24 protein-coding genes and 2 pseudogenes are annotated in these 24486 nt (G+C 68.7%); 11 read left to right on the plus strand and 15 right to left on the minus strand.

Annotated elements, in window-relative coordinates:
* Window positions 1-132: 132 nt before the first annotated feature.
* The gene (locus ACFYPS_RS35120) at window positions 133-777 is read right to left on the minus strand and encodes an N-acetyltransferase (protein ID WP_354968612.1); all 645 of its coding nucleotides are present in this window, start codon (window positions 775-777) and stop codon (window positions 133-135) included.
* Between the two features lie 282 nt (window positions 778-1059).
* Here ACFYPS_RS35120 and ACFYPS_RS35125 point away from each other — a divergent pair, with 282 nt between their 5' ends.
* From ACFYPS_RS35125 to ACFYPS_RS35135, 3 genes are all read left to right on the plus strand, one after another.
* Complete coding sequence (locus tag ACFYPS_RS35125; RefSeq protein WP_354968613.1) at window positions 1060-1497, plus strand: hypothetical protein; 438 nt, start codon at window positions 1060-1062, stop codon at window positions 1495-1497.
* A gap of 293 nt (window positions 1498-1790) precedes the next feature.
* Window positions 1791-2453, plus strand: a complete 663-nt coding sequence (locus ACFYPS_RS35130) for a hypothetical protein (RefSeq protein ID WP_354968614.1) — start codon at window positions 1791-1793, stop codon at window positions 2451-2453.
* A 506-nt stretch (window positions 2454-2959) separates the two neighbouring features.
* Complete coding sequence (locus tag ACFYPS_RS35135; RefSeq protein WP_354968615.1) at window positions 2960-3946, plus strand: serine hydrolase; 987 nt, start codon at window positions 2960-2962, stop codon at window positions 3944-3946.
* Between the two features lie 320 nt (window positions 3947-4266).
* Here ACFYPS_RS35135 and ACFYPS_RS35140 read toward each other — a convergent pair whose 3' ends face one another.
* From ACFYPS_RS35140 to ACFYPS_RS35160, 5 genes are all read right to left on the minus strand, one after another.
* On the minus strand, window positions 4267-5127 hold the full coding sequence (locus ACFYPS_RS35140; protein ID WP_354968616.1) for an RNA polymerase sigma-70 factor: 861 nt from the start codon (window positions 5125-5127) through the stop codon (window positions 4267-4269).
* A gap of 9 nt (window positions 5128-5136) precedes the next feature.
* Entirely contained in the window at window positions 5137-6057 is a 921-nt protein-coding gene (locus ACFYPS_RS35145) for an NAD(P)-dependent oxidoreductase (RefSeq protein WP_354968617.1), read from the minus strand.
* 344 nt (window positions 6058-6401) lie between these two features.
* Entirely contained in the window at window positions 6402-8738 is a 2337-nt protein-coding gene (locus ACFYPS_RS35150; RefSeq protein ID WP_387330562.1) for a hypothetical protein, read from the minus strand.
* A gap of 404 nt (window positions 8739-9142) precedes the next feature.
* Window positions 9143-9475 carry a TfoX/Sxy family protein gene (locus ACFYPS_RS35155; RefSeq protein ID WP_354968619.1) on the minus strand — a complete coding sequence of 111 codons (333 nt, stop codon included), beginning with the start codon at window positions 9473-9475 and terminating at the stop codon, window positions 9143-9145.
* On the minus strand, window positions 9462-9842 hold the full coding sequence (locus tag ACFYPS_RS35160; protein ID WP_354968620.1) for a nuclear transport factor 2 family protein: 381 nt from the start codon (window positions 9840-9842) through the stop codon (window positions 9462-9464). Before ACFYPS_RS35160 ends, ACFYPS_RS35155 begins: the two co-directional genes overlap by 14 nt.
* Before the next feature lie 57 nt (window positions 9843-9899).
* Between ACFYPS_RS35160 and ACFYPS_RS35165 the strand changes: the two genes are divergently transcribed.
* Window positions 9900-10835 carry an RNA polymerase subunit sigma-70 gene (locus tag ACFYPS_RS35165; RefSeq protein WP_354968621.1) on the plus strand — a complete coding sequence of 312 codons (936 nt, stop codon included), beginning with the start codon at window positions 9900-9902 and terminating at the stop codon, window positions 10833-10835.
* Window positions 10836-11087: 252 nt separating this feature from the next.
* Window positions 11088-11435, plus strand: a pseudogene (locus ACFYPS_RS35170) (ADP-ribosylation/crystallin J1); the annotation flags it as partial.
* A gap of 601 nt (window positions 11436-12036) precedes the next feature.
* On the opposite strand, the gene ACFYPS_RS35175 reads toward ACFYPS_RS35170, so the two are convergent.
* The gene (locus ACFYPS_RS35175) at window positions 12037-12714 is read right to left on the minus strand and encodes a serine hydrolase (protein WP_354968622.1); all 678 of its coding nucleotides are present in this window, start codon (window positions 12712-12714) and stop codon (window positions 12037-12039) included.
* A 12-nt stretch (window positions 12715-12726) separates the two neighbouring features.
* Window positions 12727-13896, minus strand: coding sequence for an alpha/beta hydrolase (locus ACFYPS_RS35180; RefSeq protein ID WP_354968623.1), 1170 nt, complete (start codon window positions 13894-13896; stop codon window positions 12727-12729).
* A gap of 180 nt (window positions 13897-14076) precedes the next feature.
* On the opposite strand from ACFYPS_RS35180, the gene ACFYPS_RS35185 reads away from it, so the two are divergent.
* The gene (locus tag ACFYPS_RS35185) at window positions 14077-15300 is read left to right on the plus strand and encodes a helix-turn-helix domain-containing protein (protein WP_354968624.1); all 1224 of its coding nucleotides are present in this window, start codon (window positions 14077-14079) and stop codon (window positions 15298-15300) included.
* Between the two features lie 227 nt (window positions 15301-15527).
* Here the strand turns inward: ACFYPS_RS35185 and ACFYPS_RS35190 are convergent, their stop codons facing one another.
* The 4 genes from ACFYPS_RS35190 to ACFYPS_RS35205 all read right to left on the minus strand — a co-directional run bounded on the left by ACFYPS_RS35190 (window position 15528) and on the right by ACFYPS_RS35205 (window position 18799).
* Window positions 15528-16340: a tyrosine-type recombinase/integrase gene (locus tag ACFYPS_RS35190; RefSeq protein WP_354968625.1), complete on the minus strand. Its 813-nt coding sequence runs from the start codon at window positions 16338-16340 to the stop codon at window positions 15528-15530.
* 659 nt (window positions 16341-16999) lie between these two features.
* On the minus strand, window positions 17000-17485 hold the full coding sequence (locus tag ACFYPS_RS35195; RefSeq protein ID WP_387330568.1) for a hypothetical protein: 486 nt from the start codon (window positions 17483-17485) through the stop codon (window positions 17000-17002).
* 313 nt (window positions 17486-17798) lie between these two features.
* Complete coding sequence (locus ACFYPS_RS35200; protein ID WP_354968627.1) at window positions 17799-18110, minus strand: hypothetical protein; 312 nt, start codon at window positions 18108-18110, stop codon at window positions 17799-17801.
* Window positions 18111-18124: 14 nt separating this feature from the next.
* Complete coding sequence (locus ACFYPS_RS35205) at window positions 18125-18799, minus strand: TetR/AcrR family transcriptional regulator (RefSeq protein ID WP_354968628.1); 675 nt, start codon at window positions 18797-18799, stop codon at window positions 18125-18127.
* A 134-nt stretch (window positions 18800-18933) separates the two neighbouring features.
* On the opposite strand from ACFYPS_RS35205, the gene ACFYPS_RS35210 reads away from it, so the two are divergent.
* The 4 genes from ACFYPS_RS35210 to ACFYPS_RS35225 all read left to right on the plus strand — a co-directional run bounded on the left by ACFYPS_RS35210 (window position 18934) and on the right by ACFYPS_RS35225 (window position 21582).
* Window positions 18934-19899, plus strand: a complete 966-nt coding sequence (locus ACFYPS_RS35210; RefSeq protein ID WP_354968633.1) for an NAD(P)-dependent alcohol dehydrogenase — start codon at window positions 18934-18936, stop codon at window positions 19897-19899.
* A gap of 331 nt (window positions 19900-20230) precedes the next feature.
* Window positions 20231-20713, plus strand: coding sequence for a DUF4386 domain-containing protein (locus ACFYPS_RS35215; RefSeq protein ID WP_354968634.1), 483 nt, complete (start codon window positions 20231-20233; stop codon window positions 20711-20713).
* Between the two features lie 4 nt (window positions 20714-20717).
* A complete protein-coding gene (locus ACFYPS_RS35220; RefSeq protein ID WP_354968629.1) occupies window positions 20718-21209 on the plus strand; it encodes an SDR family NAD(P)-dependent oxidoreductase in 492 nt (163 codons plus the stop codon).
* A complete protein-coding gene (locus ACFYPS_RS35225) occupies window positions 21196-21582 on the plus strand; it encodes a hypothetical protein (protein ID WP_354968630.1) in 387 nt (128 codons plus the stop codon). Before ACFYPS_RS35220 ends, ACFYPS_RS35225 begins: the two co-directional genes overlap by 14 nt.
* Window positions 21583-21681: 99 nt before the next feature.
* Here the strand turns inward: ACFYPS_RS35225 and ACFYPS_RS35230 are convergent.
* Window positions 21682-21921: pseudogene (locus ACFYPS_RS35230) on the minus strand (transposase family protein); the annotation flags it as partial.
* A 56-nt stretch (window positions 21922-21977) separates the two neighbouring features.
* Between ACFYPS_RS35230 and ACFYPS_RS35235 the strand changes: the two are divergent.
* Complete coding sequence (locus ACFYPS_RS35235) at window positions 21978-22688, plus strand: hypothetical protein (protein WP_387330573.1); 711 nt, start codon at window positions 21978-21980, stop codon at window positions 22686-22688.
* Window positions 22689-22972: 284 nt separating this feature from the next.
* On the opposite strand, the gene ACFYPS_RS35240 is transcribed toward ACFYPS_RS35235, so the two are convergent.
* Both ACFYPS_RS35240 and ACFYPS_RS35245 read right to left on the minus strand, forming a co-directional pair.
* Window positions 22973-23854, minus strand: a complete 882-nt coding sequence (locus ACFYPS_RS35240) for a PhzF family phenazine biosynthesis isomerase (RefSeq protein WP_354968861.1) — start codon at window positions 23852-23854, stop codon at window positions 22973-22975.
* Window positions 23855-23963: 109 nt separating this feature from the next.
* Window positions 23964-24275 (minus strand): EthD family reductase, encoded by a 312-nt coding sequence (locus ACFYPS_RS35245; RefSeq protein ID WP_354968862.1) that lies wholly within the window; start codon window positions 24273-24275, stop codon window positions 23964-23966.
* Between the last annotated feature and the right edge of the window lie 211 nt (window positions 24276-24486).

Here is a 24486-nt window from a genome sequence, read left to right on the forward strand (position 1 = left end):
CGTCATGTATAGATGATCACGGCTCGGACAGGCAGGGGCCGGCAGGGCATCAACAGCGTGTATCAGATCAAAGTCGCACGAGATGCCCTCTTAGATCTCGACCTCGGGCAGCGGGAGCACCTCAGTGTCCCGTCAGACGGCTCCGGGTGATCGGTCGGCGGTAGGCTGCGACGTGGAGTCCTGCACGAGCTTCATCGACACGAGTTCGGTGAAGCCGGCGCGTCGCGCGAAGCGCACTTTCCGACGCTTGTACACCGTGAAGCCGAGCTTGGCGTAGAGGCCGAGGGCGGGTGCGTTGGTGTCCTTGATGTCCTCGAGCACGTACTCGCGATACCCGGGCAACTCCAGCAGGTGACGCAGCAACGCGGTCGCGACGCCGCGACCCTGATAAGCCGGCTCGGTGGCGACGAACCCGATCTCGGCGAGCCCGGGCCGGGCGTCGTCGGAGGGGCACATGAACCATCTCCGGATCACCACGTAGCCGAGCAGCCCGCGCGCCAGCCCGAGATGACGCCGGATCTCCCGCCAGCGCGGCGCGAACAGCGTCTGGTCGCTCTCGGTGAGCGAGGCGAGGCCGGCGGGCTCCCCGTCCACGAGCGCGATGTAGAACCGTTCGAGCAGCAGCATGTGCTCGAACGCGTCGGCCAACTTCCCGGTGTCGCGCGAGAACGCGACGAAGTCCGCTGCGAAGCTGCGCACGTAGACCTCGGTGATGCGGCGCCGGTATCCCTCGCCGAGTTCGTCTCCCCACTCGACCACGACCATCGTCTCGACCATCCCCGTCCACTCCACGTGTCACGCACCCGTACGGGTTCGACCATATCCAGCGGCACGCACGCTGAAGCGCGCCCGAGGTTTGATATCGCGACCAATCTGGGCGGACAGACGCACGCTCATCGGCACGTCCGGACGCCGGCGACCGGCGCCGACCTCACCCTCGGTGACGAGGGCTTCGCGGCAGTTGAGTACGCCCGGCGGTGGCGCTCTTCGGCCAACCGGGAAACCCGTGGCCCGAGGTTTACTTGACCCTCGACCCGGTCGAGGGCTCACTCTGCATGGGTGACGTCCGGAGAACGCGACAAGCGAACAGACCCGCTCTTGATTAGCCTGGAATTGCTGCAGCCGATACTGCGGGCCGGCTGGGGAGCGGATACCTGCGACCCGCATGATATGCAGGACTGGCATCCAGACAACGCAGCCCGTGGTCAATGCGGAGCGACCGCACTGATCATTCAGGACCTGCTCGGCGGAGAACTGATCCTCGGTGAAGTCTTCGCCAGAGACGCCAAGGTCGGCTACCACTATTGGAATCGGTTACCCGACGGCCGCGACGTCGACCTCACCGCTGATCAGTTCTACCTGCAGGAAGTCGTTGTCGGCGGTCAGGTGCAGCAGCGCCCGCCCGGCCCTCCCCGGCGATGTCGCCAGCAGTACGAGATCTTGCGGCATCGTGTCCTCGCCACCCTGTACGGCAGCACGGCAGAGGAACCCGCGTAGCGGTGACAGTCGACCAACAGCCACGCGCACGGTCGGCGGCAGAAGCGGATACCTTCGCCGATTTCAGATCTTGCGTTCGGCTCCTGCGCTGCCACGCCGCCGACATGCAGGCCTCGGCCTCGGCCTCGGAACCGAGGATCCGGTAGGCCGACCCGAAGATCGCAGGTCGATGCGATTCCCAGTGGGTCTCCGCCAACGTGCCGGTCAGTTCCACTCCCGAACTCCTGCATGCTCGGATCAGTGCCTTCCACGCTTTGGTATACACATGCGACGCTTCGTGGAAGGGAACCGCCGTGGGTTACGAGACCACGTTCACCGGCCAGGTGACGATCACTCCTCCGCTGAACCAGCACGAGATCGACTACCTGCTGGCGTTCGCCGAGACCAGGCACGAACCCCGGTCCACCGGCCCCTACGCCCTCGGCTACGGCGACGAGATCGAGGACGCCAGGGATCCAGACCCGCGCAAGCCCGGGTACTGGTGCAAGTGGGCGCCGACCGCCGACGGCACCGCGATCGCCTGGAACGAGAACGAGAAGTTCTACGATGCCGAATTCTGGATGGGGTACCTGGTGCACACGTTCCTGGAGCAGGACGCCACCGTCGCGCGCGAGCGGGTCGACCCGGTGCCCGGCCGGGTGTATCCGCCCGCGCTGGACAGGTTCACCTTCGGCCACGTCGTCGACGGCGTCATCGAGGCCGAGGGCGAGTGGCCCGACGACCGCTGGCGTATCGAGGTGCGCGCCAACGCCGTCTACGTGGTCCGGCTGCTGACCGAACCGGACCACGCCGAGTACCCCCGCGCCCACCGCGACGACTGGACCGACGAGCAGCGGGCCGACTTCGCGGCGCGGACCCGGCACAATTTCGTGTACCTGGTGCGGGACGGGCGGTTGCACGAGGTGGGCCCGGCGGACGGGACGTCGTTCGACCCGATCCCGGCCGACGTGGACTGAGCGCGGGCCCGGGGCGTCCGCGTGGGCAGGGCAGGGTTGCCTCGGCTGGTCAACGATGAACAGCTCGCCATGCTGCGGGTTCCGCAAGACCGCCGCCGATCGCTCGGTGAGGACCGCACTCGAATGATTCCCAGCCGCGCCAGCTGCTGTTGAAGACCGAGCGTCAGGGCGCCTCGAGGCCCAGCGCGCACGGTCGGCGGCAGATGCGGATGCGCGGCGGCAGCTCGCGCTGGACGTGGCGCGTTGTGCTGCTCGGCACCACCCCGCGCACCGTCGACAGCGACCCCACCAACGGTGTGGTACGCAAAATGGGGCGGCACGGTCCTGGACGCCGACGTCGAGGCTCTGCGCCAGGAGGTGGCCGTCTCTCACGACCGAATCATGGCTGAAGCGGGCAGCTGCGGCGGGCCGGGCCGGGCCCTCCCACCCGGCCCGCTCCAAGAGCGGAAATTCCGGTATAACGAGCATGCTGTTCCGCCAGCCGATATCGCCCCCTGGGAGTGCCTATGACGACGCAGTTGCGTGACCGTCTCGACGAGATACTCCAAGCTGGCCAGCTCGGCGGTCTGCACGCCGTCGCGGCGGTTCGCGGTGGTCAAACCTTGCTGGAGTACTACGGGGCCGGCGAGGACTACGCCTGGGGCGACTCGCTGGGCGTCGTCGAGTTCGGGCCCGAGACGCTGCACGACATCCGGTCCGTCACCAAGAGCGCGACCGTGCTGTTGTACGGCATCGCGCTCGGCGAAGGGCTGGTTCCGCCGCCGGCGGAACCGCTCCTGCGGCTGTTCCCGCAGTACCCCGACCTGGCGGTCGACCCTCAGCGTGCCCAGCTCACCGTCGAGCACGCGCTGACGATGTCGTTGGGCGTGGAATGGCGCGAAGATCTCCCGTACAGCAGCCCGGCGAACGCCGAGATCGCGATGGAGCTGGCGCCGGACCGGTACAGGTACATTCTGGAGCGGCCGATCCTCGAGCCGCCCGGCACCCGATGGACCTACTGCGGCGGTGCCACGGCTCTGCTCGGCCGGCTGATCGCCGACGGCACCGGGCAGTCGCTGCCGCAGTACGCGCAGGCCGTGTTGTTCGCGCCGCTGGGTATCGGCAGCTTCGAGTGGATGACCGGCGCGGACGGAGTGGCCTCCGCCGCGTCCGGGCTGCGACTCGCGCCCCCCGACTTGGCCAGGATCGGCGAACTGGTGCTGACCGAGGGAATCTGGGACGGCCAGCAGATCGTCTCCACCGACTGGATCCGCGCGATGCTCCAGCCACGCCTGCAGACCGGCTGGGGTGCGCAGTACGGCTACCAGTGGTACATCGAATCCATCGAGGGCCATCGGCTGGTGGCCGGCATGGGCAACGGCGGCCAGCGCCTTTTCGTCCTGCCCGACATGGACCTCACCGTGGCCGTCACCGCCGGCAACTACGACGACCCCGACCAGTGGCGGACCCCGCTCACGGTGCTGGAACGGGTCATCCTCCCTGCAACGGCCTGACGGCGCGGCGTCCGCCGGGTCAGCCCCGTCGGCAGGGCACACGTCTGGGCCGGAACCACCTCGCGCGTGCGGTTGGGACAGTTTCTGCGTCGCCAGAAGCGCACCCGCGGCACGGCGCCCGATCGACATCCGGTCATCGGCAAATCCGTGCGTTGAGGGCGACGTGGCCGTGTTTTGCGGTGGCCGGCCGACCAGGTCGCCGGCTGTTCAACTTACCGCTTGTCGGCGTACTCGTTGATGTGGCTGGCTGAATGGAACGGTGATCCGGAACTGTTCCGTTGAGGATCATCTTAGGTTCATGATCGACGGGGGAGGTGGGATCAGCGGGTGAGGCCTCGGAGCTTGTCCGGGTTGCCCTGCATGCGTACGCCGGTGATCCGCTCGCCGTCGAAGTCGAGGCAGATCGCCCCGGCCGGTTGCCCGTCGGCCAGGCCCAGGATGCCCGGCCCGCCGTTGATCTCGGTGATCACGAGCCGTGTGTTCTGCGTCTCCGGCTTGGCGAAGACCCCGAGCAGCCAGCGGGCGACGTTGTCGGCGCCTTCCAGCGGCCGGCGGGCCGCGGTCACCTTGCCACCGCCGTCCGACCAGCAGATCACCTCGGGCGCCAGGAGTTCCATCATCGCGTTCAGGTCGCCTCCGGCACAGGCCTTGCGGAACCGGTCCACTGCTTCTCGGCGTACGCCTTGGTCGACGTCGAAGCGAGGCCGGCGGGCCGCGACGTGCGCCCGCGCCCGGACCGCGGTCTGCCGCACCGCGACCTCGGACCTGTCCAGAATGGATGCGATCTCGGCGTGGTTGTAGCCGAAAACGTCGTGGAGCAGGAAGATCGCGCGTTCGGCGGGGGTGAGCGTCTCCAGGACGACGAGCATCGCCATCGAGATCGACTCGGCCATCTCGGCCTCCTGGCCCGCGTCGGGCGCGGTGAGCACCGGCTCGGGCAGCCACGGCCCGACATACGTCTCGCGGCGGGCGCGGGCCGAGGTGAGTTGGTTGAGCGAGAGGTTGGTGATGGTCTTGACCAGGTACGCCCGGGGGTTCGCGAGTTGGCCGCCGTCGACGTCGCGGCACCGCAGCCAGGCCTCCTGCAGGATGTCCTCGGCATCGGCGACGCTCCCCGTCATCCGGTACGCGACGTCGAAGAGCAGCCGCCGATGCTGAGCGAAGACCTGGCTATCGATCATGGGAACAGGCTAGACGTGACCGAGCGCCTGCGCCCGCAGCCCGTCCAGCACCGTCGCGTACGCGGGCTGCCACCCGAGCTCGCGGCGGGCCTTCTCGCTCGAGACTCGCATGGTGACGCCGAGCATCAGGTGCATGTAGGGCGCGACCGCCATCATCCACGTGGGCACGGTGAACGGCTTGGGTGTGCCGAAGGTCTCGGCGATCGCCCGGATCATCTCCCCGAAGCCCATGTGGTCATCGACGACGTTGTACGCCTCACCGGGCCGGCCGCGATCGATCGCCGCGACGACGGCGGCGGCCGCGTCGGCCAGGTGCGTCCACGGCGAGATGTGACCGTGGTCGTTGAACGCCGGCAGTTGTCGCTTCCGCAGCATGTGCACCATCGTCTCGGTGCCCCCCGGCCCGTAGAAGAAGCCGAATCGCAGTGAGATCGCCTCCAGCCCCGACTCCCGGGGCAAGCGCTCCTTCTCCCGCATGCCCTCCAGGTGCCGGTTGATGTTCGGGTCCGTCACGGACGCCCCGAACTCGTCGGCCTCGGTCAGAACGCGGTCGCCGAAGTCGCGGTAGCCGTAGCCGACGGCGACGTTCTCGCCGATGAAGCGGCGTACGCCCGCAAGTTTGGCCGCCTCGATCAGGTTTGCGGTCCCGGTGACCCGCAGGTCGTCGGTGCCGAACATGCCCTTGTGCGTCATCGGCGGCTTGCGCAACGCGGTCGCGGCGTGCACCACGACGTCGGCCTTGATCCCCTCGAACGCCCGCAGCAGTCCGTCGCGGTCGAGCAGGTCGGCGCGGATCTCGTTGCCCTCGCCGCGGCCCACGCCTAGCACGGTGTGCCCGGCGTCGGTCAGCGCCTCGCGGATGTGCCGGCCGAAAACACCACTGGCTCCGGCCACGATCACACTCTGGTTCTTCATCTCCGTCATGGCCATGGGACAAGGCGGCCTTCCGATCCGTGACATACCCGGGCGTGACCCCGGTCACTCGAGTCCTCCACTCCGGGCCTTGAATTCCAACAGTGAGAGGATCTTGTGGCAGCTCGATAGTCGTCTCGGTGCCGAGTTGGCGATGCAGGCTTGAAAACGCCCACGGGAAAGCTGTGGCGACGCCTCAGTCGGTGCACCTCTCATCGGCATGATCGAGTGCACTGTCATCGGCAGATGCGTGTGTCTGATCTTCGGCGAGGGGCAACGATCGGCGTGATCCGTTGGGTAGAGGTCGTCATCGTCGTGGCCGCCCTTTATGAAAGTCCACATTAACGTCCTTGCACAAAGGGCTACGGCGTCAACAGCGGCTCCACGAACATCACCGACTGCCCGCGGGAGCCGACGGCGGGTAACCGCTCGATCGCGCCGTCGCGCACCGACAGCCGTACTCCGCTCGCGGGTTCGCGCGGGAAGTGCCAGGGGTGGTAGCCGAAGAGCACGTGTTCGGTGTCCTCCCAGATCGGCTCTCGATACGTCCCCTGTGGGGACCGCCGGCGGTCCCCAGGCAACCACCACACCTGCGGCTGCACCGTAGCTCCCGGCTCGACCGGGAACAGCGTGAGCGCCGGCGGGTTGGAGCGCACCGTCCACAACCGGTCACCGCCGGGCGCGAGCCGGGCCATCTGGTCGACCGGCACCGTCACCGTCGTCCCGTCTGGCCAAACTACGGTGATCCCCTCCACCTTCCGCGCGCTGCCGGTGCCGGTGAGCGGGTCGATCTGCTGCACCGGGTGCGCGTACCGCTCCGGGTCGGTGCCGGGTGTCCAACGCATTGTGGCCCACTGGGCCTGGTGGTCGGCGAAGAAGACCGTGCCGCGGTACGCCCCGACGAGGCTGATCCCCCGGTCGTCTGGCCATGGCATGGTCTCCACCGGGCCGCCGCCCAGGTCGATCACCCGCAGCTGGTACCGCGACACCCGCCGGCGGTGCTCGCTGTCGACCACCGCCACCCGCCGGCCGTCGCCCAGCAGCATCACGCCCGGCATCCGCACCTCGTCGATCTCGGTCACCTCGCCGGCCGCGGAGACCAACCGGGCCGGGTGCCCGTGGCTCACCACAAGCACGCCCTGCCTGGTTTGGAGTGCCCGGCTCCAGCGCGCGGCTTCGAGCCGGGCCAGGTCCACCCGCGCGCCGTCGCGCCACCCGACCAGGGTGCCGTTCGCCTCGATCACGCCGGCCCGCGGCGGCGCACCGAACGGCGGGCCGGGCGGCTCCTCCCGGTTGCGCTGCGGGAACCTCACGAACATCCCGCGGCCGTCCGCCGCGTCGCCCGCCACCCGCGCCATCGCACCCAGCATGAAGCTTCTGGTCGACGGGCCGTCCGAGTTCGGCGCCGGACCGGACAGCATCGGCGCGGCGACCGACATCCTGGTCGGTGTAACGGGCGCGGCCGGCGCGGTTGGGACGTCCGGTACGGTTGGGGTGACCGGCGCGGTCGGGGGGGCCGACGCCGGGCTCGGCCGGCGTCCCAGCCACAGCCGCAGCGGCTCCCCGCCGTCGACGTGCAGCAGGCCCGTCCGCTCCGCGAAGGCCAGCCCGTCGCGCAGCTCTGCCTCGCTCACCAGCAGCCGTTCGGCCAGCTCGGCGGCTGTGGTCTCCAGCGGTGCCCGGGATGCCCACCTCAACACCGCCTCGAGATCCTCGGCCAGCGGGCCGTACCGGCTGCGGGCGTCCTGCAGCCGGACGGACCGGACCCGGTCGGGCGGCAACGACAGCACCGTGTCCACCCGGGCCGGCCGCCCGGCGCGGTAGCCGTCCGGGCCCTCGCGAACCAGGATGCCGGCGGCGGCCAGCAGCGGCAGCAGGTCACGCTTGCGGCGCACCGGCGGCACGCCCAGCTCGGCAGCGATTTCGTCAAGCCGGCGCTGCTGCCCGGCCAGCCGAGCCACCACCTCCGCGCGCTGGGCGGCGTTGCGCTCATCGAGGTCGGCGTGGCCGGTGGTCAACGGCTCCCGAGGCGGTTGCCACAGCGGCGCGTCGAGCCATCCCGGCGGGCGCGAGTGCGTCCGGCCCCAGTCGTCGATGTGCTCCACGGTCACCGGCCCGGCGTGCTCACGGGCCGCGGCGTTGACAATGCCGGCCAGTTCCATCGGCTCGTACTGCAGCTCGGACTGCCAGCCGTCGTAGCCCGGACCGACGGCCGGCCGGCCGCGAGCCAGCCAGACCGGCGGCTCAGGTGCCGGATCCGGCCAGAAGCGCAGCAACCAGCGATCCCCGAACCCGTCCTCGGTGTCGCCCCGCCGGCGCGCCACCCGGACCCGGTAGCAGCCACCGCCACCCAGCTCGAGGTCGGCCGGACCGGCGCCGCCGGTCAGGACGGTCAGCGACAGACCCCCGGAGCTCGCACGGTAGGGAGTCTCCAGCACGTCGTCGAAGCCTGCGTGGTCAGCTGGCGGCGGGCCGTCGTGCAGCTCCAAACGCACCATGTGGTGGCCGTCGCCGGCCTGACACAGGATCCAGCCGGCGCCAGCTCCGGCGAACGTGCCGGTCGGCTCGTCTTCACGGTCACGCCCGCGCGGCAACTCCGGATCGTCGCCCGGCTCCCCCGGGTCGTCCGGGTCCCGCAGGACGACGAGTCCATATTCGGGAGAGTAATCGTCGTGCTCGAACGCCCGTACGACGGCCACGGCGGTCAACCTAGCAAATCCGGCCGTGACCGTAAGGCGGCAGCCGGGGCAGCGACAAGCGCGTCAGGCCAACCAGTCGTGAGAACCGCCCCGTCGGCCCCGACGGTCCACAGCACCGGAGCCACCAGCGCGCGCTGAAGCGGCGACTGTCCAACGTCGTCTACGCCCAGATGGTCGCCGACCAGAAACGACGGCAGGCGGCGGATCCGGGAGGGCACTCGGGGACGACTCTGCAATCCAGCGTGACCGACCTGACCCCGGACATCGGCCCTTCGGACAAGCCACTTCCCGGACCCGCCATCAACCACCCTAAACCCCTGGTTCGAGCGGCGCCTTGACATAAGTGCCATAAGTGGATGGCCAGCTCGCCCGCTGGTACGCGGTACCGGCGGGCGAGCTGACGCCTACCGGCCTGGCAATGTCAACGCGTAGGTCAGCCCGCGCCGTACCCAGGTGACCAGGTCCGAACGTGTGGCACAGGCCTGCTCGGCCACTGTGATCCAGCCCCGCAAGGGTCGGCTGCGCATCACCATTGTGGCGGTACCGGGTTCGGCGAGCATCATCTCGTGGTCGGCTCGGGCGATCCGCACCATCAGGCCTCCGCCGTTGAGTGCGACGACGGCCATGTGGCCGTGCACCAGCCAGGCGAGCCCGCCGAACATCCGCTTCTCGGTAACGCCCGACTGGTCAGCGAGGGCCTCCCGCACCCGGACGGCCAGTTGGTCATCGAACGCCATCACCGGCCTGCCGGCGTTGGAACTCTTCGAACGGCAGACGGTCGAAGATGAACCGGTTGTGGACGATCTTTCCGTCCCGGACCGTGACGCACTCGGCCGCCGGTGCGCTTTTGGCCGGGATCGTTTCGGTGTCGTACATGAGCAGGGCTGTGCTGTCGTCCCCGAATGCGGCGATCATCTCCGCGCTGATCAGGAACTGTTCCGCGAACGGCCTGAGAAACTCGCGGTAGGCGTGGATGCCGGCGAGTCGCCCGGGAGGGGCATCGAGCACGACGTCGTCCGCGATGTAGGTCATCGCCGTTTCGAGGTTCTTGCCGGTCCACGCGCGATGATGAGCTAAGGCGATCTGCAATGCTGGGCTGGTCATGATCTCTCCTTCGGTGTCGCCCGTTACGACACCCCCGAGCCGGGAAACGGAACGGCTGTGGCACAGGTCACGTTCGAGGAGCTGGTGGCAGAGCACCGGCGCGAGTTGCTGGTGCACTGCTACCGCCTGCTGGGCTCGGTGACCGATGCGGAGGACGTGCTGCAGGAGGCGCTGCTGGCGGCTTGGCGCGGCCTGGACGGATTCGAGGGCCGCTCATCGCTGCGGTCGTGGCTCTACCGGATCGCTACCAACCGCTGCCTCAACGCGCTGCGGGATCGGGGCCGACGGATACCGTCCGAGCCCCAGCCACCGTTTCAGCCGCCGGAGCCCAGCCGCCGCACTCACGTGACCTGGCTGCAGCCCTACCCGGACGCGCTGCTGGAGCACGTGCCCGACGCCGACCGCGGCCCGGAGGCTCGCTACGCCGCGCGGGAGGAGATCGAGTTGGCGTTCATCGCGGCGTTGCAGCGCCTCACACCGCGGCAGGCCGCCGTGCTGGTGCTCTGCGACGTGCTCGGGTACCCGCTCGGTGAGGTCGCGCCGATGCTGGACACCACACCGACCGCGATCAAAGGTCTGCTGCAGCGGGCACGCGGCGCGATCGAACGTCACCGCGACCCCGCCCGTGAGGCGCCGCCCGCGCCTGGATCGGCGCGCGAACGTCAGGTGGTCGAGCGCTTCGCCGAGGCCTTCGCAGGTAACCATTTCGACACCCTGGTCAGTCTGCTCACCGACGAGGCATGGCTAGCCATGCCGCCCGCCCCGCACGAATACCACGGCGTGGCCGCCATCATCTCGTTCCTGCGGACCAGCGCCGCTTGGCGCGTCAGCCAAAGGCTAAGAATCCGGCTGCGCCCTACTCGCATGAACGGGCAACCTGCGTTTGTCTCGCACCTCGTCGGGGACGGCACCGAGCGACCCGGCGGGCTGGTGGTGCTCACCCTGGCCGGCGACCGCCTGAGCGGCATGACCCTGTTCCTTCACGGCATCTGAGCCCAGTGCCCTGGCGACTGCTCGACGGCTACGGCTACCGCCTCGCCGAGATCCCGAAGGCTCGAACGGGCTGCCACGGTGCCAGTTGAGGCACCATGCCGTCAAGATCGGATGCGCTGATCTCGGCACGACCGGACGGCGCCTGGCTCAAGCGATCGTGACGCTCTGCAGCTCACGGTCCGCGGCAGAAGAGGATGCCGACCTTGTCAGCTGCGAACTCGGTTGGTGTGAAACTTTGGCGAGGAGCAGACCATCGACACCTCCGACACGATCACCCTATGGAGGCCCACCGGGCAGGCCGAACTCGACCTCGTGGCGGAGTCCAGGTGGCGGGCTTGGCCACCACGCCTGCCGGATCAGCCAATCTTCTACCCCGTGCTTAACCGCTGGTACGCCACGAAGATCGCCCGCGAGTGGAACGTCCCCGCCGAAGGTGTCGGCTACGTAACCCGGTTCAACGTCCAGCGTTCCTACCTGGACCGTTACGAGGCTCACCAGGCCGGTGGCCGCGACGTGCTGGAGTACTGGATCCCCGCCGCAGAGCTTGCCGATCTCAACGCCCACATCGTCGGCGCGATCACCGAAGAAGCCGATTACCGCGGCCCAGTAAACGACCAGGAGTTCACCGACGCCGACAAGGCCCTAGGTCAAGCTCTGCCTGCCGCGTGGCGAACCTACCTCCAAGGTGAGTCGTGGCTTCGACGAGGCTGGATGACCAGCGGAACCTACGTGTGGCTCAAGTCGCCACGCGAAATGCTCGAGCTGCATGACGCCTGGGACGAAGCCACCGATGCGCACCCCGGCATCGCGATCATCGGCGGTGACGGCTCCCATGAACAGCTTGTACTCGACCTGTGCAGTGACCCTGCACCGGTGCTGCTCGTCGACATCACAAGCAGCGGGTGGGACAGCGCCATCAGACAAGCCGACAATGTCGGCGAGCTCATCGACCGCATCGAGGCGGGTACCTTCGCGTTCGACTTCGACGATTAGTAGACATCGGCGAGCATGGTCGAACCCTCACCTCGCGGCCAGAGCACTCACCTCGGCAGAGAGTCGAGCAGCATCGGCTGGGGCGCGCGGTCGGCGGCAGAAGCGGACGTTTATCGGTTCCTCATGGTCAGTACGGCGTCTGTGCTCGATGCGCGCGTCGATGCCCGTCGGGACGTCCATCCTGGGCCTGGCTCGGCCCCGCAGCTTATTAGCGGCGGCGTCTGCGAGCGGGGCATCGCGCTACTTCCGCCACCGCGTCGTCAACCACATCGGCTTCGTCGTCGCCGGCGTGGCCCGCGACCAGGCCGGCGTCCACGCGGCGCGGTTCCGCTCGGGCGAGCGCCCCAGCGTTGTTCTGGATGGACGTGGTCGGGGTGGGGACCGGGCCAGCGGATGGTGTCGACCCAGTCGTACGGCGGTTGCCAGGTGACGGTTCGTTGACGCGCGGACGCCGCGGCAGGGGCTCGGCCTTGCCCCGCGCGTTCGGAGCTGCGATTCCGGCTTCGTCCGCGAAGGTCACGGCCACGCACGCCACGGCCGAGCAGGCACCCACTCGGCCGACTTCGTCCCCGACGGGATCCTCGACCGGTTGTGTCTGCTCGGCCGGGTCGTCTAGCCCGATCTTGCCCTCGGCCACCAATTGCAGCACCAGGGTCGCGGTGAAGGTCTTGGTGTTGCTGCCGATCCGGAACCGCCCGTTCGTCAGCGGCTTCGCGGCCTCGCCCAGCTTGCGTACCCCGGCGCTGCCGACCCACTCGCCCCGCTCATCGTGCACGCGCAGCTGCACCGCGGCGAAACCGGAATCGACGATCTCCTGGATGGCCTTCTGCAGCTCCGGGCGATCCTGCCCAGCAGCGGCCACTGCGGTGTCGTCGACCGGCAGCATGCCGGTCTCCTGCTAGGGCTGGGGCGTCCTCTCCCGTGATCTCACCCAGGCGGTGAAGGCCTCGATCGCGTCGATGACCGCTTCGAAGCGGAGCGAGTGGAACAGATCGAAGGCGTGGTTGCCGCCGCGCAGCTCGGCGTAGACGACGGCGTTGGTGGAGGTACGGCGGAGCTGGTCGGCGAAATGCCGGGCATCTGCCACAGGCACCAGCGGGTCCAGGTCGCCGTGCGCCACCAAGAACGGCGGTGCGTCCGCGGTGATGTGGGCCAGCGGCGAGGACTCTGGTCCCTGGCCGAAGTAGCCGCCGTACCAGCCGTTCAGGTAGATGGCGCCGGTAACGTAGGTGTCGGCGTCCTCGAAGCCCGGTTGGAAGGCGGGGTCGTTTGGGGTGAGCGCGGCCAGCGCTGCCATGTGCCCGCCCGCCGAGCTGCCCGCGACGAACAGCGTCGCCGGATCGGCCCCGTACTCGTGAGCGTGTTCCCGCACCCAGGCGATCACCTTCTTGAGGTCGATCAGGTGGTCGGGGTGCTGGGCTTGTGGCCTCAGCCGGTAGTTGGCGCTGATGCACACCCAGCCCCGGCTGGCCAGGTGGTAGAGCAGCGGCAGCGACTGGCTGTTCTTGTGGCCCCCGGAGTATCCGCCTCCGTGCAGGTGGATCAGTACGGGCGCGCCTTCGGGCCGTGACCGGTGGTGGTAGACGTCGAGCAGGTTTCTGCGACCTGCGTCGCCGTAGGCGAGATTGGCCACGCGCCGGACCTCCCACCGGCGCCGGAAGATGGGCCGCAGCACGATGCGGGCCCACGGAAGGCGGTGCCGCAGCCCTTCGGCCAGCTCGGCGTCGAGGGTGGTGCGCCACCCGGCCCCGAGCCCTTCGTCCATGGCGTGCTCGATCCTCGCCCAGTCCCCGAGTGCGCGGTGGGCGATGATCGCGAGCCCGGGCGTGGTCGCGGCGGCCAGCCCGACGACCGCCCACCCGCCCGCCGAGTTGATGTCGCCCTCGGCGAACGCCAGCCACGTCGGCAGGATCAGCATGTAGAGGAAGGCTGCGAACGGCAGTTCGTTCACGACCAGGCCAGAGTAGTAGCTCAGGCGGCCGAGCGGGCGCGACCACGGCACCGGCGCCAGCGCGAACAGCGTGCCGATCGCGACGAACGCCACAGTGATCAGATAACCGACGGGCACGGGACCTCCAAAAATTTGCTCATCACTCGCTCCTGGATGTCGTGCTCGGTTGCGATGCCAGGAACGCTACGACAGTTGCCAGCATCTTGGCAAGAATTTGCCAGAAGTATTTGCCTGCGAGGCGTCTCAGGGTAGGGCAGATTGCCAGGCTTGAGGCAAGCTGGCTAGACTCGGGATGTGGTGGAACAACCAGCCTTCGGCCGCCGACTCAGGCAACTACGGATCGAGCGAGGTCTGACCCAGGGCGCGCTCGCCGGCGACGACATGTCGACCGGCTACCTGTCCCGGCTGGAGTCCGGGGCCCGCCAACCCACCGAACGCGCGCTGACGCACCTGGCCAGCCAGCTCGGCGTCAGCACCGAGGAGCTGATGCAGTCCACCGCCTCATCACTGGCGCGCAGCCTCACCATCGCCACCGGCCTCGGCCCCGACGAGACGGGCGAGCTGCTGTCCGGCGCGCTGGCCACCGCCGAAGGCGAGGACCCCCTGCTGCGCTGGCAGGCCCTGTGGCAGGTCGCCGACTGGCGACGGCAACGCAAGGAGTACGCCGAGCAGCGGGCCTGCCTGGACGAGCTGACCACCCTCAGCGACCAACTCGGACTGGCCGAGCTGCGGGCCAGAGCACTGGCCGAGCTGGCCCGCTGCCTACGGTCCACCGGCGAGGTCCCCGCCGCCGTCGACACCGCGCTGACGGCCCACCAGCTCGCCAAGGACAACACAGTGGCCCCCTATGTCATGGCGAACGTCTTGCTGGCCGTGGTGTCCGCGCTGGCCGAGGCCGACCGGCTGCCCGAGGCCAGCCGGCACACCAACGAACTGCTCAGCCTCGTCGAGGGCCGGTCAGACACGCTGTGGGCCGAGGCACTCTGGACCGCGGCCCACATCCGGCTCCGCCAAGGCGAGCCAGCCGCCGCGGCCGAGCTGCTCGGCAAGGCCGTGCGAGGGTTCGACGGACGGGACAACCCCACCCTGTGGACACGCCTGCGAATCAGCGCGGCCAAGCTCAACCTGGAGACCACCCCACCGGACACCGAGGCCGCCCACCGCCGCGTCGAGGAAGTCCAGGCCAGCCTTCCCCTGACCGGAACACCCGCCATCGAACAAGAGCTGCTGGCCCTGCGCGCGCACCTCGCCATGCACACCGGACACGCCGCCGAGGCCCGCGCGCTGCTCGACCAGCTCGACCGCCTCGACCCGCTCCTGCCCTACCAGGACCGCATCCAACTCGACGTGCTGCGCAACCGGCTCCTGTTACTGGACGGCGCACGCGACGAAGCGGTGGCCGGCCTGCGCGGCCTCGCCGAACAAGCCCAGGACAACGGCAACATGGCGCTGGCCGCTGAAATCTGGCGGCTCCTCGCCGAATCCCTCGCCCAGGACACACCACGGCCGGCTCGCGCGTAGACCCAGGCAGCAGCCGGCCAGGTGAAAACGCGACGAGATCACAGTGGCGCGGTTGCAGACAGGCCACCCGTCCCGCTGATCAGTCGTCGACGCGCCGGGAGACGACCTTCACCAGCGTGGGAAGCAGTCCCGAGCAGCACTCATTTCGCCTGGCCAGGCAATTTCGTCGGTGCCCCCACACGCCCACAGGCCCATCCGACCATCGGCAGACACGTTCGTTGTGGTCGCTACGTTCCCGAGGCCATGTAGGCGGCGAGGATGTAGTTGGGGTGGCGGTCCAGGTTCTTGCGGGCGCGGTCGTAGCGCATGGTGGTGCGGGGATCGGCGTGGCGGGCGGCGATCTGCACGTCGCGCAGGCTCACGCCAGCGTCGAGCATGGTGGTGACGAAGGTGTGGCGCAGCATGTGTGGGTGCATCCTCGGCATCCGGATCCCGGCGTTGGCGGCGAGGTGCTTGAGCCGGCGGGTCGCGGCGTGCCGGTCCATCCGCGCGCCGAGGGTGTTGCGCAGGACCGGACCGTCGAGGCGGCCGTCGACGGCGCGGTCTATGGCTCTGGCCACCGCGGGCGGCAGCGGGACGAGGACGACCTTGCCGCCCTTGCCGCGCACGCGCAGGACGCGGTGGCCGTGTTCCTCGCCGAGGTCGCTGATGTTGGCGCCGCAGGCTTCGAAGATCCGCAGCCCGAGCAGTCCGAGCATGGAGACCAGGGCGAAGTCGTTCGGGTTGGCCGATAGCCGTGCGGTGGTGATCAGTGCTTCGAACTGTAGGTGGCCCAGCCCGAGGGTGGGTGATTCGGGTGGCACCGTCGGTCGGCGGACATAGTCGGCGGGTGAGTTCGGCAGGATGTCGTCGATGACGCACACGCGGTAGAAGCCGACGACCACCGACAGCCGGCGGGAAACGGTCGAGGGTTGGAAGCGGCGTACGTCCTGCAGCCAGCGCACGTACCGCTCGATGTCCACCCGAGCCGCCGACAGCGGATCCAGGCCCTGGTCGGTACACCAGATGAGGAAGACGCGCAGATCGGAGTCGGTGTGCAAGCGCGTGTCACCACGGTACCGACCGAGGTAGGCGGCTACCGCCGCACGGAGAACGAGATGATCAGGAGAGACGATGTTGGGACCAGACGTGGGAGAGGTAGTCATACCTACGGTGCGTCACCGCTCACAGCCGGTGTCAACGCCCGCTGCGCGGCAGATTCGGATGCGCATTGGGTGCGACGCCCGACAGCTTGAGTCCTGCCGGCCCTTGCCCGGCAGAGACCATAATCTGGCCATGTATTGCGTCCATGCCGAAGTAGTCCGTTGGGTCGATGAAGATGGACGGCGGGCCGAGCGCGGTGGACCCGGACAGGTCGAGACCCGCGCCTGCCCGATTCTGCCCGGCTACGAGGCGCGGCAGCCCGGACCCGGGGCCGCCGCTCACCGCACGCCAAGGCCGCGATCGAGTGCACTCTTCTCGACATGTGTCCGGACGCTTATCGGCACGCCGACGATCACGTTCCGTGACGCTCGGATCGCGGCATGTCAGTGCGTTTGCTTGCGCGGCAACGTCGCACGCAGCATCTCGCGGGTGTAGCTCTCCGACCTGTTGGCGAGCGTGAACTGGCTCAAGTGCCCCCGCGCCGACGGGCGAATTGACCTGTGCGGGAACGGGCATTGCGGGCCGCTGTCTGGTGGAATCGGCGGCCCGATCCACCTCAGCGGGCGGGTGCGTGGGCGCTGACCGCGGACCTGATCTCGGTGAGGGTGTGATCGAGGGAGCGGTCGTCAATGACCACCGGGGCGCCGAGCGAGGCCAAATCGTTGCGGGCCTCCCGGCGCAGCCACCAGCGCGCCTGCGAGACCGTGGCGACCGGGTCGGCGGGTACCACCAGCAGCACGGGGGTCTGTGTCCGGCCGCGCATCTTGACGCCCGGCCGCACCTCGGCGATCTCGGGCCATTCGAGCCGGACACCCATCAGCGGCAGCCGGATCCCGTCCGGGCCGACCACCACCGCCGGCACCCGCAACAACGTGCTGGCCGCCACCGGGTAACCGAGCAGCACCGCGAAGAACGCGCCCCACACGACCAGCACCAGGCCCAGCACGCCGCCGCTCATTGCCCCGATCACGATCAGCGCCGCGCCGAGCAGTAGGAACGACAGGGACGCGGCGTTCGGCCGGACCCGCACGGTCAGCGCCATGTTGTCTCCTCCCTTGGTCCGCCCGGCATCATAGCGATCGGTCACGGCGGCGGCGCGACGCTCGTCGGAGCGTGTGCGCCCGAGGCCGCCCCCCGTATGGTCTCGTCGCCGGTCCGTTGGCGTGTTCACCGTTGGAAGTGTCGGGACTTCCGATCGATGACGCCGGCGATATGACGCACTTCATTGAGCGCGGATCGCGGCATGTCAGGACGTCCCCGGGGCCGCCGTCGAGCAACTCGAGGGCGCGGCTGAAGTCGGGGGATGTTGGCGCCGCTGGTCAGCACGTAGATCGGGGTGCCGTTGCCGTCACAGATCAGATGGTGTTTGGGAACCGGGCTTGCGCGGTTGACCGGCGACGGGCCTGTCCCGAGACCCCCTTTCTGGCGTCGATGTGATTGCCGTCCATCGCCGCGCGCGACCAGTCGATCCGGTTCCCTGTGTTCAACCGCTCGAGCAGGATCTGGTGGAGTTGGTCGAACACGCCGGCATCAATCCAGCGTTTCAACCGCCGCCAGCAGGTCGTACCGGGGCCGAAGCCGAGTTCTTGCGGGACTTTAAGCATGGCGAGGTAGTTAAGCGCCGTACACTCATCTCGGCTACCGGACGTTTTCGCCGTCATGCCCATCGCGCGAGCGGCACTCATCCCAGGCCGAGCGACCTTTCGAGCCCGTCGAGAATGAGGTCGAGCCCGAACACGAACTCGTCGCCGAAGTCGTAGCCGGGCTGCATGTAATACGAGGTCGCCATCTCGACGAGATGCGGGTACTCTCCCGCGCCCATCAGCTCCATAATCGGTTCCGCCACTTCGCCGACGCTCTCTGGGCCCTCGAACGGGAGGGCGGCCTCTTGAAGTGCGAAGCCGTAGACATAGCTGTCGATCAGCGCGTAGGCGTGCGCCGTCATCTCGGCCGAGAACCCGGCTTCGCGCAGGGTGGCGATGACGGTGTCGTGGTGGCGCAGATTGGCAAGCCCCGGGCTGCTCCGCGATTCCAGCAGCCCGATGGCCCAGCGGTGTCGCGCTAAGACCTGGCGGGCCGAGTGAGCTCGCCTCCGCAGCTCGGACCGCCAGTCACGGCCAGGAACCGGAAGCTCGATCTCGCCGAAGACGATGTCGACGAGCGCGTCGAGGATTTCGTCCTTGTTGGCGACGTGGTAGTAGACCGACATCGGCTTGACGCCGAGCTCCTTGGCGAGGGAGCGGATCGTGAGCGATCCCAAACCGCCGGAGTCGGCTACCGACAGCGCGCCCTGTAGGACGCGCTCGCGGGTCAGCCGCGCTCGCCGCCGGCCGCCCTCGCTGACTGGCTCAGACATTCATATTCCTCGTCCGTTCGTGCTATAGGCACCTTCGTACAAAGTACGTTAGCGTATTCGTACTAAGTACGGATCTTCAAGTTGACTTCCGGAGGACCGCTATGACGACCCCGACCAGGGCGACGCCGACGATGATGAGGGCGGTCATCCAGGACCGCTACGGCAGCTCGGAGGTCCTGCGGCTGGCCCGAGTCGCCCGTCCTGTGATCGCCGACCACGAGGTGCTCGTGCGGGTGCGCGCGGCCGGTCTCGACCGCGGCACGGAGCATCTGATGACGGGCAAGCCCTACGTGATGCGACTCGGCTTCGGGCTTCGGCGACCAAAGAGCCCGGTGTCCGGCCGTGACGTGGCCGGCACGGTAGCGAGAGTCGGCTCGTCGGTGACACGGTTCGCGGTCGGCGACGAGGTGTACGGGATCGCTCCGGGGTCCTTCGCCGAGTATGCCGTGGCGCGGGAGGACAAGCTCGCCCGGAAGCCGGTGAACCTGTCCTTCGCCCAGGCTGCGGTCGTTCCCGTGTCGGCCGGCACGGCGCTGCAGGCGCTCCTCGACGTCGGAAGGGTGCAGGCGGGTCAGTCCGTGCTGGTTCTCGGCGCGTCCGGCGGCGTCGGGACCTACGCGGTGCAGCTGGCGAAGGCCTTCGGCGCCGAGGTCACCGGAGTCTGTAGCACCGCAAAGCTCGACCTGGTGACCTCCCTCGGTGCCGACCACGTCATCGACTACAGCCACGAGGACTTCGCCGACGGGACTCGCCGCTACGACCTGATCCTCGACATCGGAGGACGCCCCTCGGTGAGGCGGCTGCGGCGAGCACTCGAACCACGAGGGACGGTCGTATTCGTCGGCGGTGAGAACGGCGGCAGCCTGACCGGCATGGGCAGGCAGCTGCGCGGAGCGCTGCTCTCACTATTCCTGCGGCAGCGTCTGGCGCTGTTCATGGCAAAGGAGCGCGCCACCGACCTCGAGCGGCTCACCGAGCTGATCGAGGCTGGCAAGGTCATCCCGAGCATGGACCGCAGCTACCCGCTCGACGAGGCGCCCAACGCCATGCGGCTCCTCGAGAGGGGCCAGGTCCGCGGCAAGGTCGCGATCACCGTCTGATCCCCGGACACATCACCGCCAACCGACTTCCAACCACCCGTCCACCCGACCGCAAGGAGCAACCCGTGACCGCGACAACCAGTGGCCCGCCGTTGCCCGACCAGCACGCCGCTGTTCCACCGCCCTCCGCTGCAGGCTGGGCAAGCGACACCGGCAGGACGTACGGACGCCTGATCGGGTCACTCTTCCTGGCAGGGTTCGTCACGTATGGAGTTGGCTTCGCCCTGGTCAGCTCCGTGGTGGACACGCCCGACTTAGGCACCAGCGTCTCCGCTCACCAGGCCACCCTGGTCCTCGGCGCCTGCCTCATGCTGTTGAACACCCCGTCGACATCGGCAAGGCCGTCTTGTTCTTCCCAATCCTGGAGAAGCACGGCAAGCGGACCGCCCTGACCTATCTGTCCGCGATGGTCTTCGAGGTCGCCCTGCTGGCAGTCGGCGCCCTCTGTCTCCTCTCACTCATCCCGTTGTCAGAGCAGCTCGATGCAGGGCAGGTCAGCGCAGAGCTAGCCCGGTCCCTGGGCTCGCTCGCGGTGGACTCCAACACGATGGCGTACCAGATTGGCCAGGCGGGGCTCGCGTTCGGAGCGTTCTTCCTGTGCGTCCTGCTCTACCGGACCCGCCTGGTCCCCCGGTTTCTGGCGGCGTGGGGCGTGGTCGGGTACGTGGTCCACTTCACGGGCGCCGTCGCCGAGATCTTCGGCAGCCACGTCAGCCTGGTCCTCCTCATCCCCGGCGCGCTGTTTGAGCTGACGTTCGGCGTCTGGCTTCTGGTCAAGGGCGTTCGCACCGAGCCGCATGCTCAGGGTGCGTGACGGCATGGTGCTGACCGACAAGGGTCTGATGGCCGGCAGGACGGTGCTGGTCACCGGCGCGACCCGAGGCATCGGCAAAGCGACGGCCCTGGGCCTGGCCTGTCTAGGTGCGCGCGTCGCGATCACCGGTCGCGACCGCGTGCGCACGGAGGCGGCGGCCGGTGAGGTCCGCGCAGTCGGCGGACAGGTGGACTCTTTCGTCGCTGACCTGTCCTCGCAGGCAGAAATCCGACGGTTGGCGGACGAGGCGCTAGAGCGCCTTCCCCGGATCGATGTCCTCGTCAACAATGTCGGGGGCTACTGGAACACCCGGAGGATCACCCCCGACGGTCTCGAGCACACCTTCGCGGTAAACCACCTGGCGCCCTTTCTGCTCACCAACCTGTTGCTCGACCAGCTGAGGCGGAGCGCCCCGTCCCGCGTAGTGTCCGTCGCATCGAACGCCCAGAGACTCGGTCGCATCGACTTTGACGATCTCCAAGGTGAGCGCTCCTAGAGCACGCGCCTACAACCAGTCGAAACTCGCGAACGTCCTGTTCACCTACGAGCTCGCCCGCAGGCTCTCGGCTGGCGACGTCACTGCCAACGCTACCCACCCTGGCCTCGTGAGCACGTCGTTCGGAGCCGAGGACCCCAGCCGATCCCAACGCCTGCTCGTCCCCTTCCTGCGCGCGTTCATGGCATCACCGGCACGAGGCGCCGCGACCTCGATCCAGCTCGCCTCCGCGCCAGCCCTCCAAGGCCGGACGGGGCTGTACCTCACGAAGGGCGGACCGCAGAGGTCGTCCAAACGCAGCTACGACGAGGCTACTGCCGCACGCCTTTGGCAGGTCAGCGCCGACCTCGTCGGCCTGGCCGCAGCGGGTTGACGACGGAGAAACGCGACCGCGTCGCTCCGAAAGGGTCGCACCCTTGCGGTGGATACAACCTCGACGTCCGATCATCGGCATGACCGCGCTCATCGCGGCAGAAGAGGATGTCGCATGCCCGAAGAGCGGGGCGAGCTGGCGCAGTGTCAGGTTGGTGCGCCAGTACGCCGCGACCGGCAGCACCCGATCTTCCAACGGCAGGCCCCACGGCCGGCCCCGGCGGACCGCGTCCGTTCCTTCACGCCGCAGCATGGTCGCCAACTTGCCGAAACTGCGCGGGCTCAGCCCGGTGAACGGGGCTATCCAGGACGACTGCGACGCCGTGATCACACCAGCCATTCCAAGACCATCTCGCCCGCGACCAGCAGCCATACGACAGCCCTTAGGGTGAGCGGGTGGTCGAACATGATGTGAGGAAGGTGCGGGTGGTGTTGCCTGCCCACGTGGTCGAGGTCGGGACCGAGCCGCTGGACCGGCCGATGCGGAACTCAGTGGGCGGCTGGCCATTCCTCGACGACGCCCAGGAATGGCCCGTGTGTTTCTGCGGCGAGCGGATGGCTCTGTTCTTTCAACTCGACATACCCCCGGACGTGGAGATTTTCGGCGGAGACCACCTGCTGGTCTTCCACTGCCGTGCTCACAACGACGCATCCGAACCCGAGTCGGCCAATGGTCGGCTTGTACCTCGGTACTGGGACGCTCCGCAGCCGCCCTACCCGCGCCCGTTCTGGCGTGTGCTGCTCCAGCGCCACGCGGCGCTGCCAGCGGCGGAGGCCGAACCGTCCTTGTGCGCCCTGCCGCTGACGCTGCGACCCTTCATGGATACCCCCAACTCGCGAGGGCTCGGAGCCCAGAGTTTCAAGGTGGGTGGTACTCCTTCCTGGGCGCAGGATCCCGAGTACTACAGGTGCGCGTGCGGCGCCGATCTGGTGTACGTCTGCCAGGTGCCGGAGGGCATGGAGTTCGCCGTCCACCCCGGCCAGCCAGAGCAGCCCTACAGCATCCGCGCCGACACCTACTGGCTGTTTCTTGGCAACGAGGTCTACCTGCTGGCGTGCCCGGCCCACTGCGATCCGGCGGCGGTCTGGCCGGTGAACCAGAACTGACCCCTCCGCATCACCGACCTGCACACCTCCATCACCGCCGATTCCGCTACAACGAGCAGGTCAGCCAACACTCCATAGATCACTTACGGGACAACCCGTAGATCGGCAGCACCAAGTCAGGATCAAACGCCCGGCGACCGACCGCACGATCGCTGGTCTGCGACGCACTCACGGCGGCGTTCTGCCGACACCCAGACATCCGCTCATCGGCACGAGCGGGCGGCGCAGCCCGTCGGGCGAGGGTTGCACAACGTAGCGCCCGGTCGGCGGCAAAAGAGGACGGTCTAGTTGTCGCCTCGGTGTCCGTCGCGGACCACCGCTAACCCGCCGACCCGGGTCGTGATGCCCGCCGGCCCGCGTCGGGCCGAAGCGAGCACGCTGGCCGGTCGACCGAGGGTCTCACCCTGCTCCACCTCGATCGCGACCGTCTGTGCCCCTGTCGTGTCGAGCAGGTGGGCGGCCAGGCAGCCGGTGCTGTTGGCGTTGGCGACGTCCTCGTCGACACCGATCGCCGGCGCGAACATCCGCGCCGCACCCGGTCGGTCGCCCACCGGCGGTACGTACACGAAACAGCCGAGGAGCCCGTACCGCCGGCACGCCGCTGTCAGCCTGCCGAGGTGTGGGCAGACTCGGAGCAGCGCCGACCGGTCGTGGACCGGTACCAGCATGCGTGGTGCGCCGGGCGCGGCGATCCGTGGCGCGTCGGTCGGATGCGGATCGTCCGCGGTGAGCCCGAGCGCGGCGACGATCGCGGCGCGCTCGTCCGGTGCCGGGTGACGCAGCGCGACGAGGCCCTGGTCGAACCACACCTCGATGCCGGCGGGGCGGCGGATCGCGACGGTGTCGAACGTGCGCCCGCCGGTGTGTTGGCGGTCGTTCAGCTCGCCCAGCGCGGTGCGGGTCAACCGGACGGCCTGCGCGGCAACGGTGCCGTGGCCGCAGCCGGACAGTTCGGCGGTGGCGGTGAAGAACCGGACCGGCCAGCCACCGTCCGGCGTCCGCCCCGGGCCGAGGAACGCCGCGTGCGAGGTGCCGGCCGCAGCAGCGACCGCACGCCGGTCCGCGTCCGTCGCCGCCGGGTCGTCGTCGGTGACGGCCGTGGGGCTGCCGCCCCGGCCGTCGCGCCGCACGCACGCATCAACCACCGTGACATCCGGCCAGGACATGGGCCCACCTCTGACGCTCAACGAACCGGCAACCGCGAACGGCGTCTGCCGATGGCCGGACCTGGCCGCGACGGCCGACCGAACGCGTCCCGGAGCGTACCGGCCTGCCTCAGCCGGTGCCGTCCTGCACCGGATAGTGGATGATGACCGCACCGCCGGTGGCGTAGTTGGCGACATCGGCGGCCACCCGCTGGCCTTGCGGCGACGCCCGCGCCGCGGCCATGGCGGCGGCGTCAGCGAAGTCGCCTTCGAAGACCGCGAAATACGGCGCTTCTCCCTTGGTCGCCGCCACGTCGAAACTGTAGCGCCACGCAAGCAGGCCGGGCAGATTCATGACCAGTGGAAGGTGGTTGGTCACGTAGTAGTCGCGGAAGTGGTCAGGGTCGGCGGGCTTGGAATACAGGACCACCAACTTATGCATGACGACCTCCGTCCAGAGACGAGACCATAACACTCCGGGTGACCTGGGAGCTCCTGCTATGAACCAGGGACGACACGGAACGGTTCGGATCGCCTCAAGATCCAATGCACTGTCATCGGCTACTTAGAGACTTTGCGCAGGATCGGTGTCCGGCCAGACTCGGTCCAGGTGCTCGGCGAGACGCTCCCACATTGCGGCTGCCCACCGGTGT

Origin of the sequence: Micromonospora sp. NPDC005087, from assembly GCF_042872965.1 — a bacterium.
Taxonomy (GTDB): Bacteria; Actinomycetota; Actinomycetes; order Mycobacteriales; family Micromonosporaceae; genus Micromonospora.

Bases quoted from the DNA above. Each gene is read 5' to 3' on its own strand.
- ACFYPS_RS35120 (WP_354968612.1), bottom strand. From the start codon at position 777: ATGGTCGAGACGATGGTCGTGGTCGAGTGGGGAGACGAACTCGGCGAG.
- ACFYPS_RS35135 (WP_354968615.1), top strand. From the start codon at position 2,960: ATGACGACGCAGTTGCGTGACCGTCTCGACGAGATACTCCAAGCTGGC.
- ACFYPS_RS35140 (WP_354968616.1), bottom strand. From the start codon at position 5,127: ATGATCGATAGCCAGGTCTTCGCTCAGCATCGGCGGCTGCTCTTCGAC.
- ACFYPS_RS35145 (WP_354968617.1), bottom strand. From the start codon at position 6,057: ATGGCCATGACGGAGATGAAGAACCAGAGTGTGATCGTGGCCGGAGCC.
- ACFYPS_RS35155 (WP_354968619.1), bottom strand. From the start codon at position 9,475: ATGGCGTTCGATGACCAACTGGCCGTCCGGGTGCGGGAGGCCCTCGCT.
- ACFYPS_RS35160 (WP_354968620.1), bottom strand. From the start codon at position 9,842: ATGACCAGCCCAGCATTGCAGATCGCCTTAGCTCATCATCGCGCGTGG.
- ACFYPS_RS35175 (WP_354968622.1), bottom strand. From the start codon at position 12,714: ATGCTGCCGGTCGACGACACCGCAGTGGCCGCTGCTGGGCAGGATCGC.
- ACFYPS_RS35195 (WP_387330568.1), bottom strand. From the start codon at position 17,485: ATGGCGCTGACCGTGCGGGTCCGGCCGAACGCCGCGTCCCTGTCGTTC.
- ACFYPS_RS35200 (WP_354968627.1), bottom strand. From the start codon at position 18,110: ATGGGCATGACGGCGAAAACGTCCGGTAGCCGAGATGAGTGTACGGCG.
- ACFYPS_RS35205 (WP_354968628.1), bottom strand. From the start codon at position 18,799: ATGTCTGAGCCAGTCAGCGAGGGCGGCCGGCGGCGAGCGCGGCTGACC.
- ACFYPS_RS35210 (WP_354968633.1), top strand. From the start codon at position 18,934: ATGAGGGCGGTCATCCAGGACCGCTACGGCAGCTCGGAGGTCCTGCGG.
- ACFYPS_RS35220 (WP_354968629.1), top strand. From the start codon at position 20,718: ATGGTGCTGACCGACAAGGGTCTGATGGCCGGCAGGACGGTGCTGGTC.
- ACFYPS_RS35240 (WP_354968861.1), bottom strand. From the start codon at position 23,854: ATGTCCTGGCCGGATGTCACGGTGGTTGATGCGTGCGTGCGGCGCGAC.
- ACFYPS_RS35245 (WP_354968862.1), bottom strand. From the start codon at position 24,275: ATGCATAAGTTGGTGGTCCTGTATTCCAAGCCCGCCGACCCTGACCAC.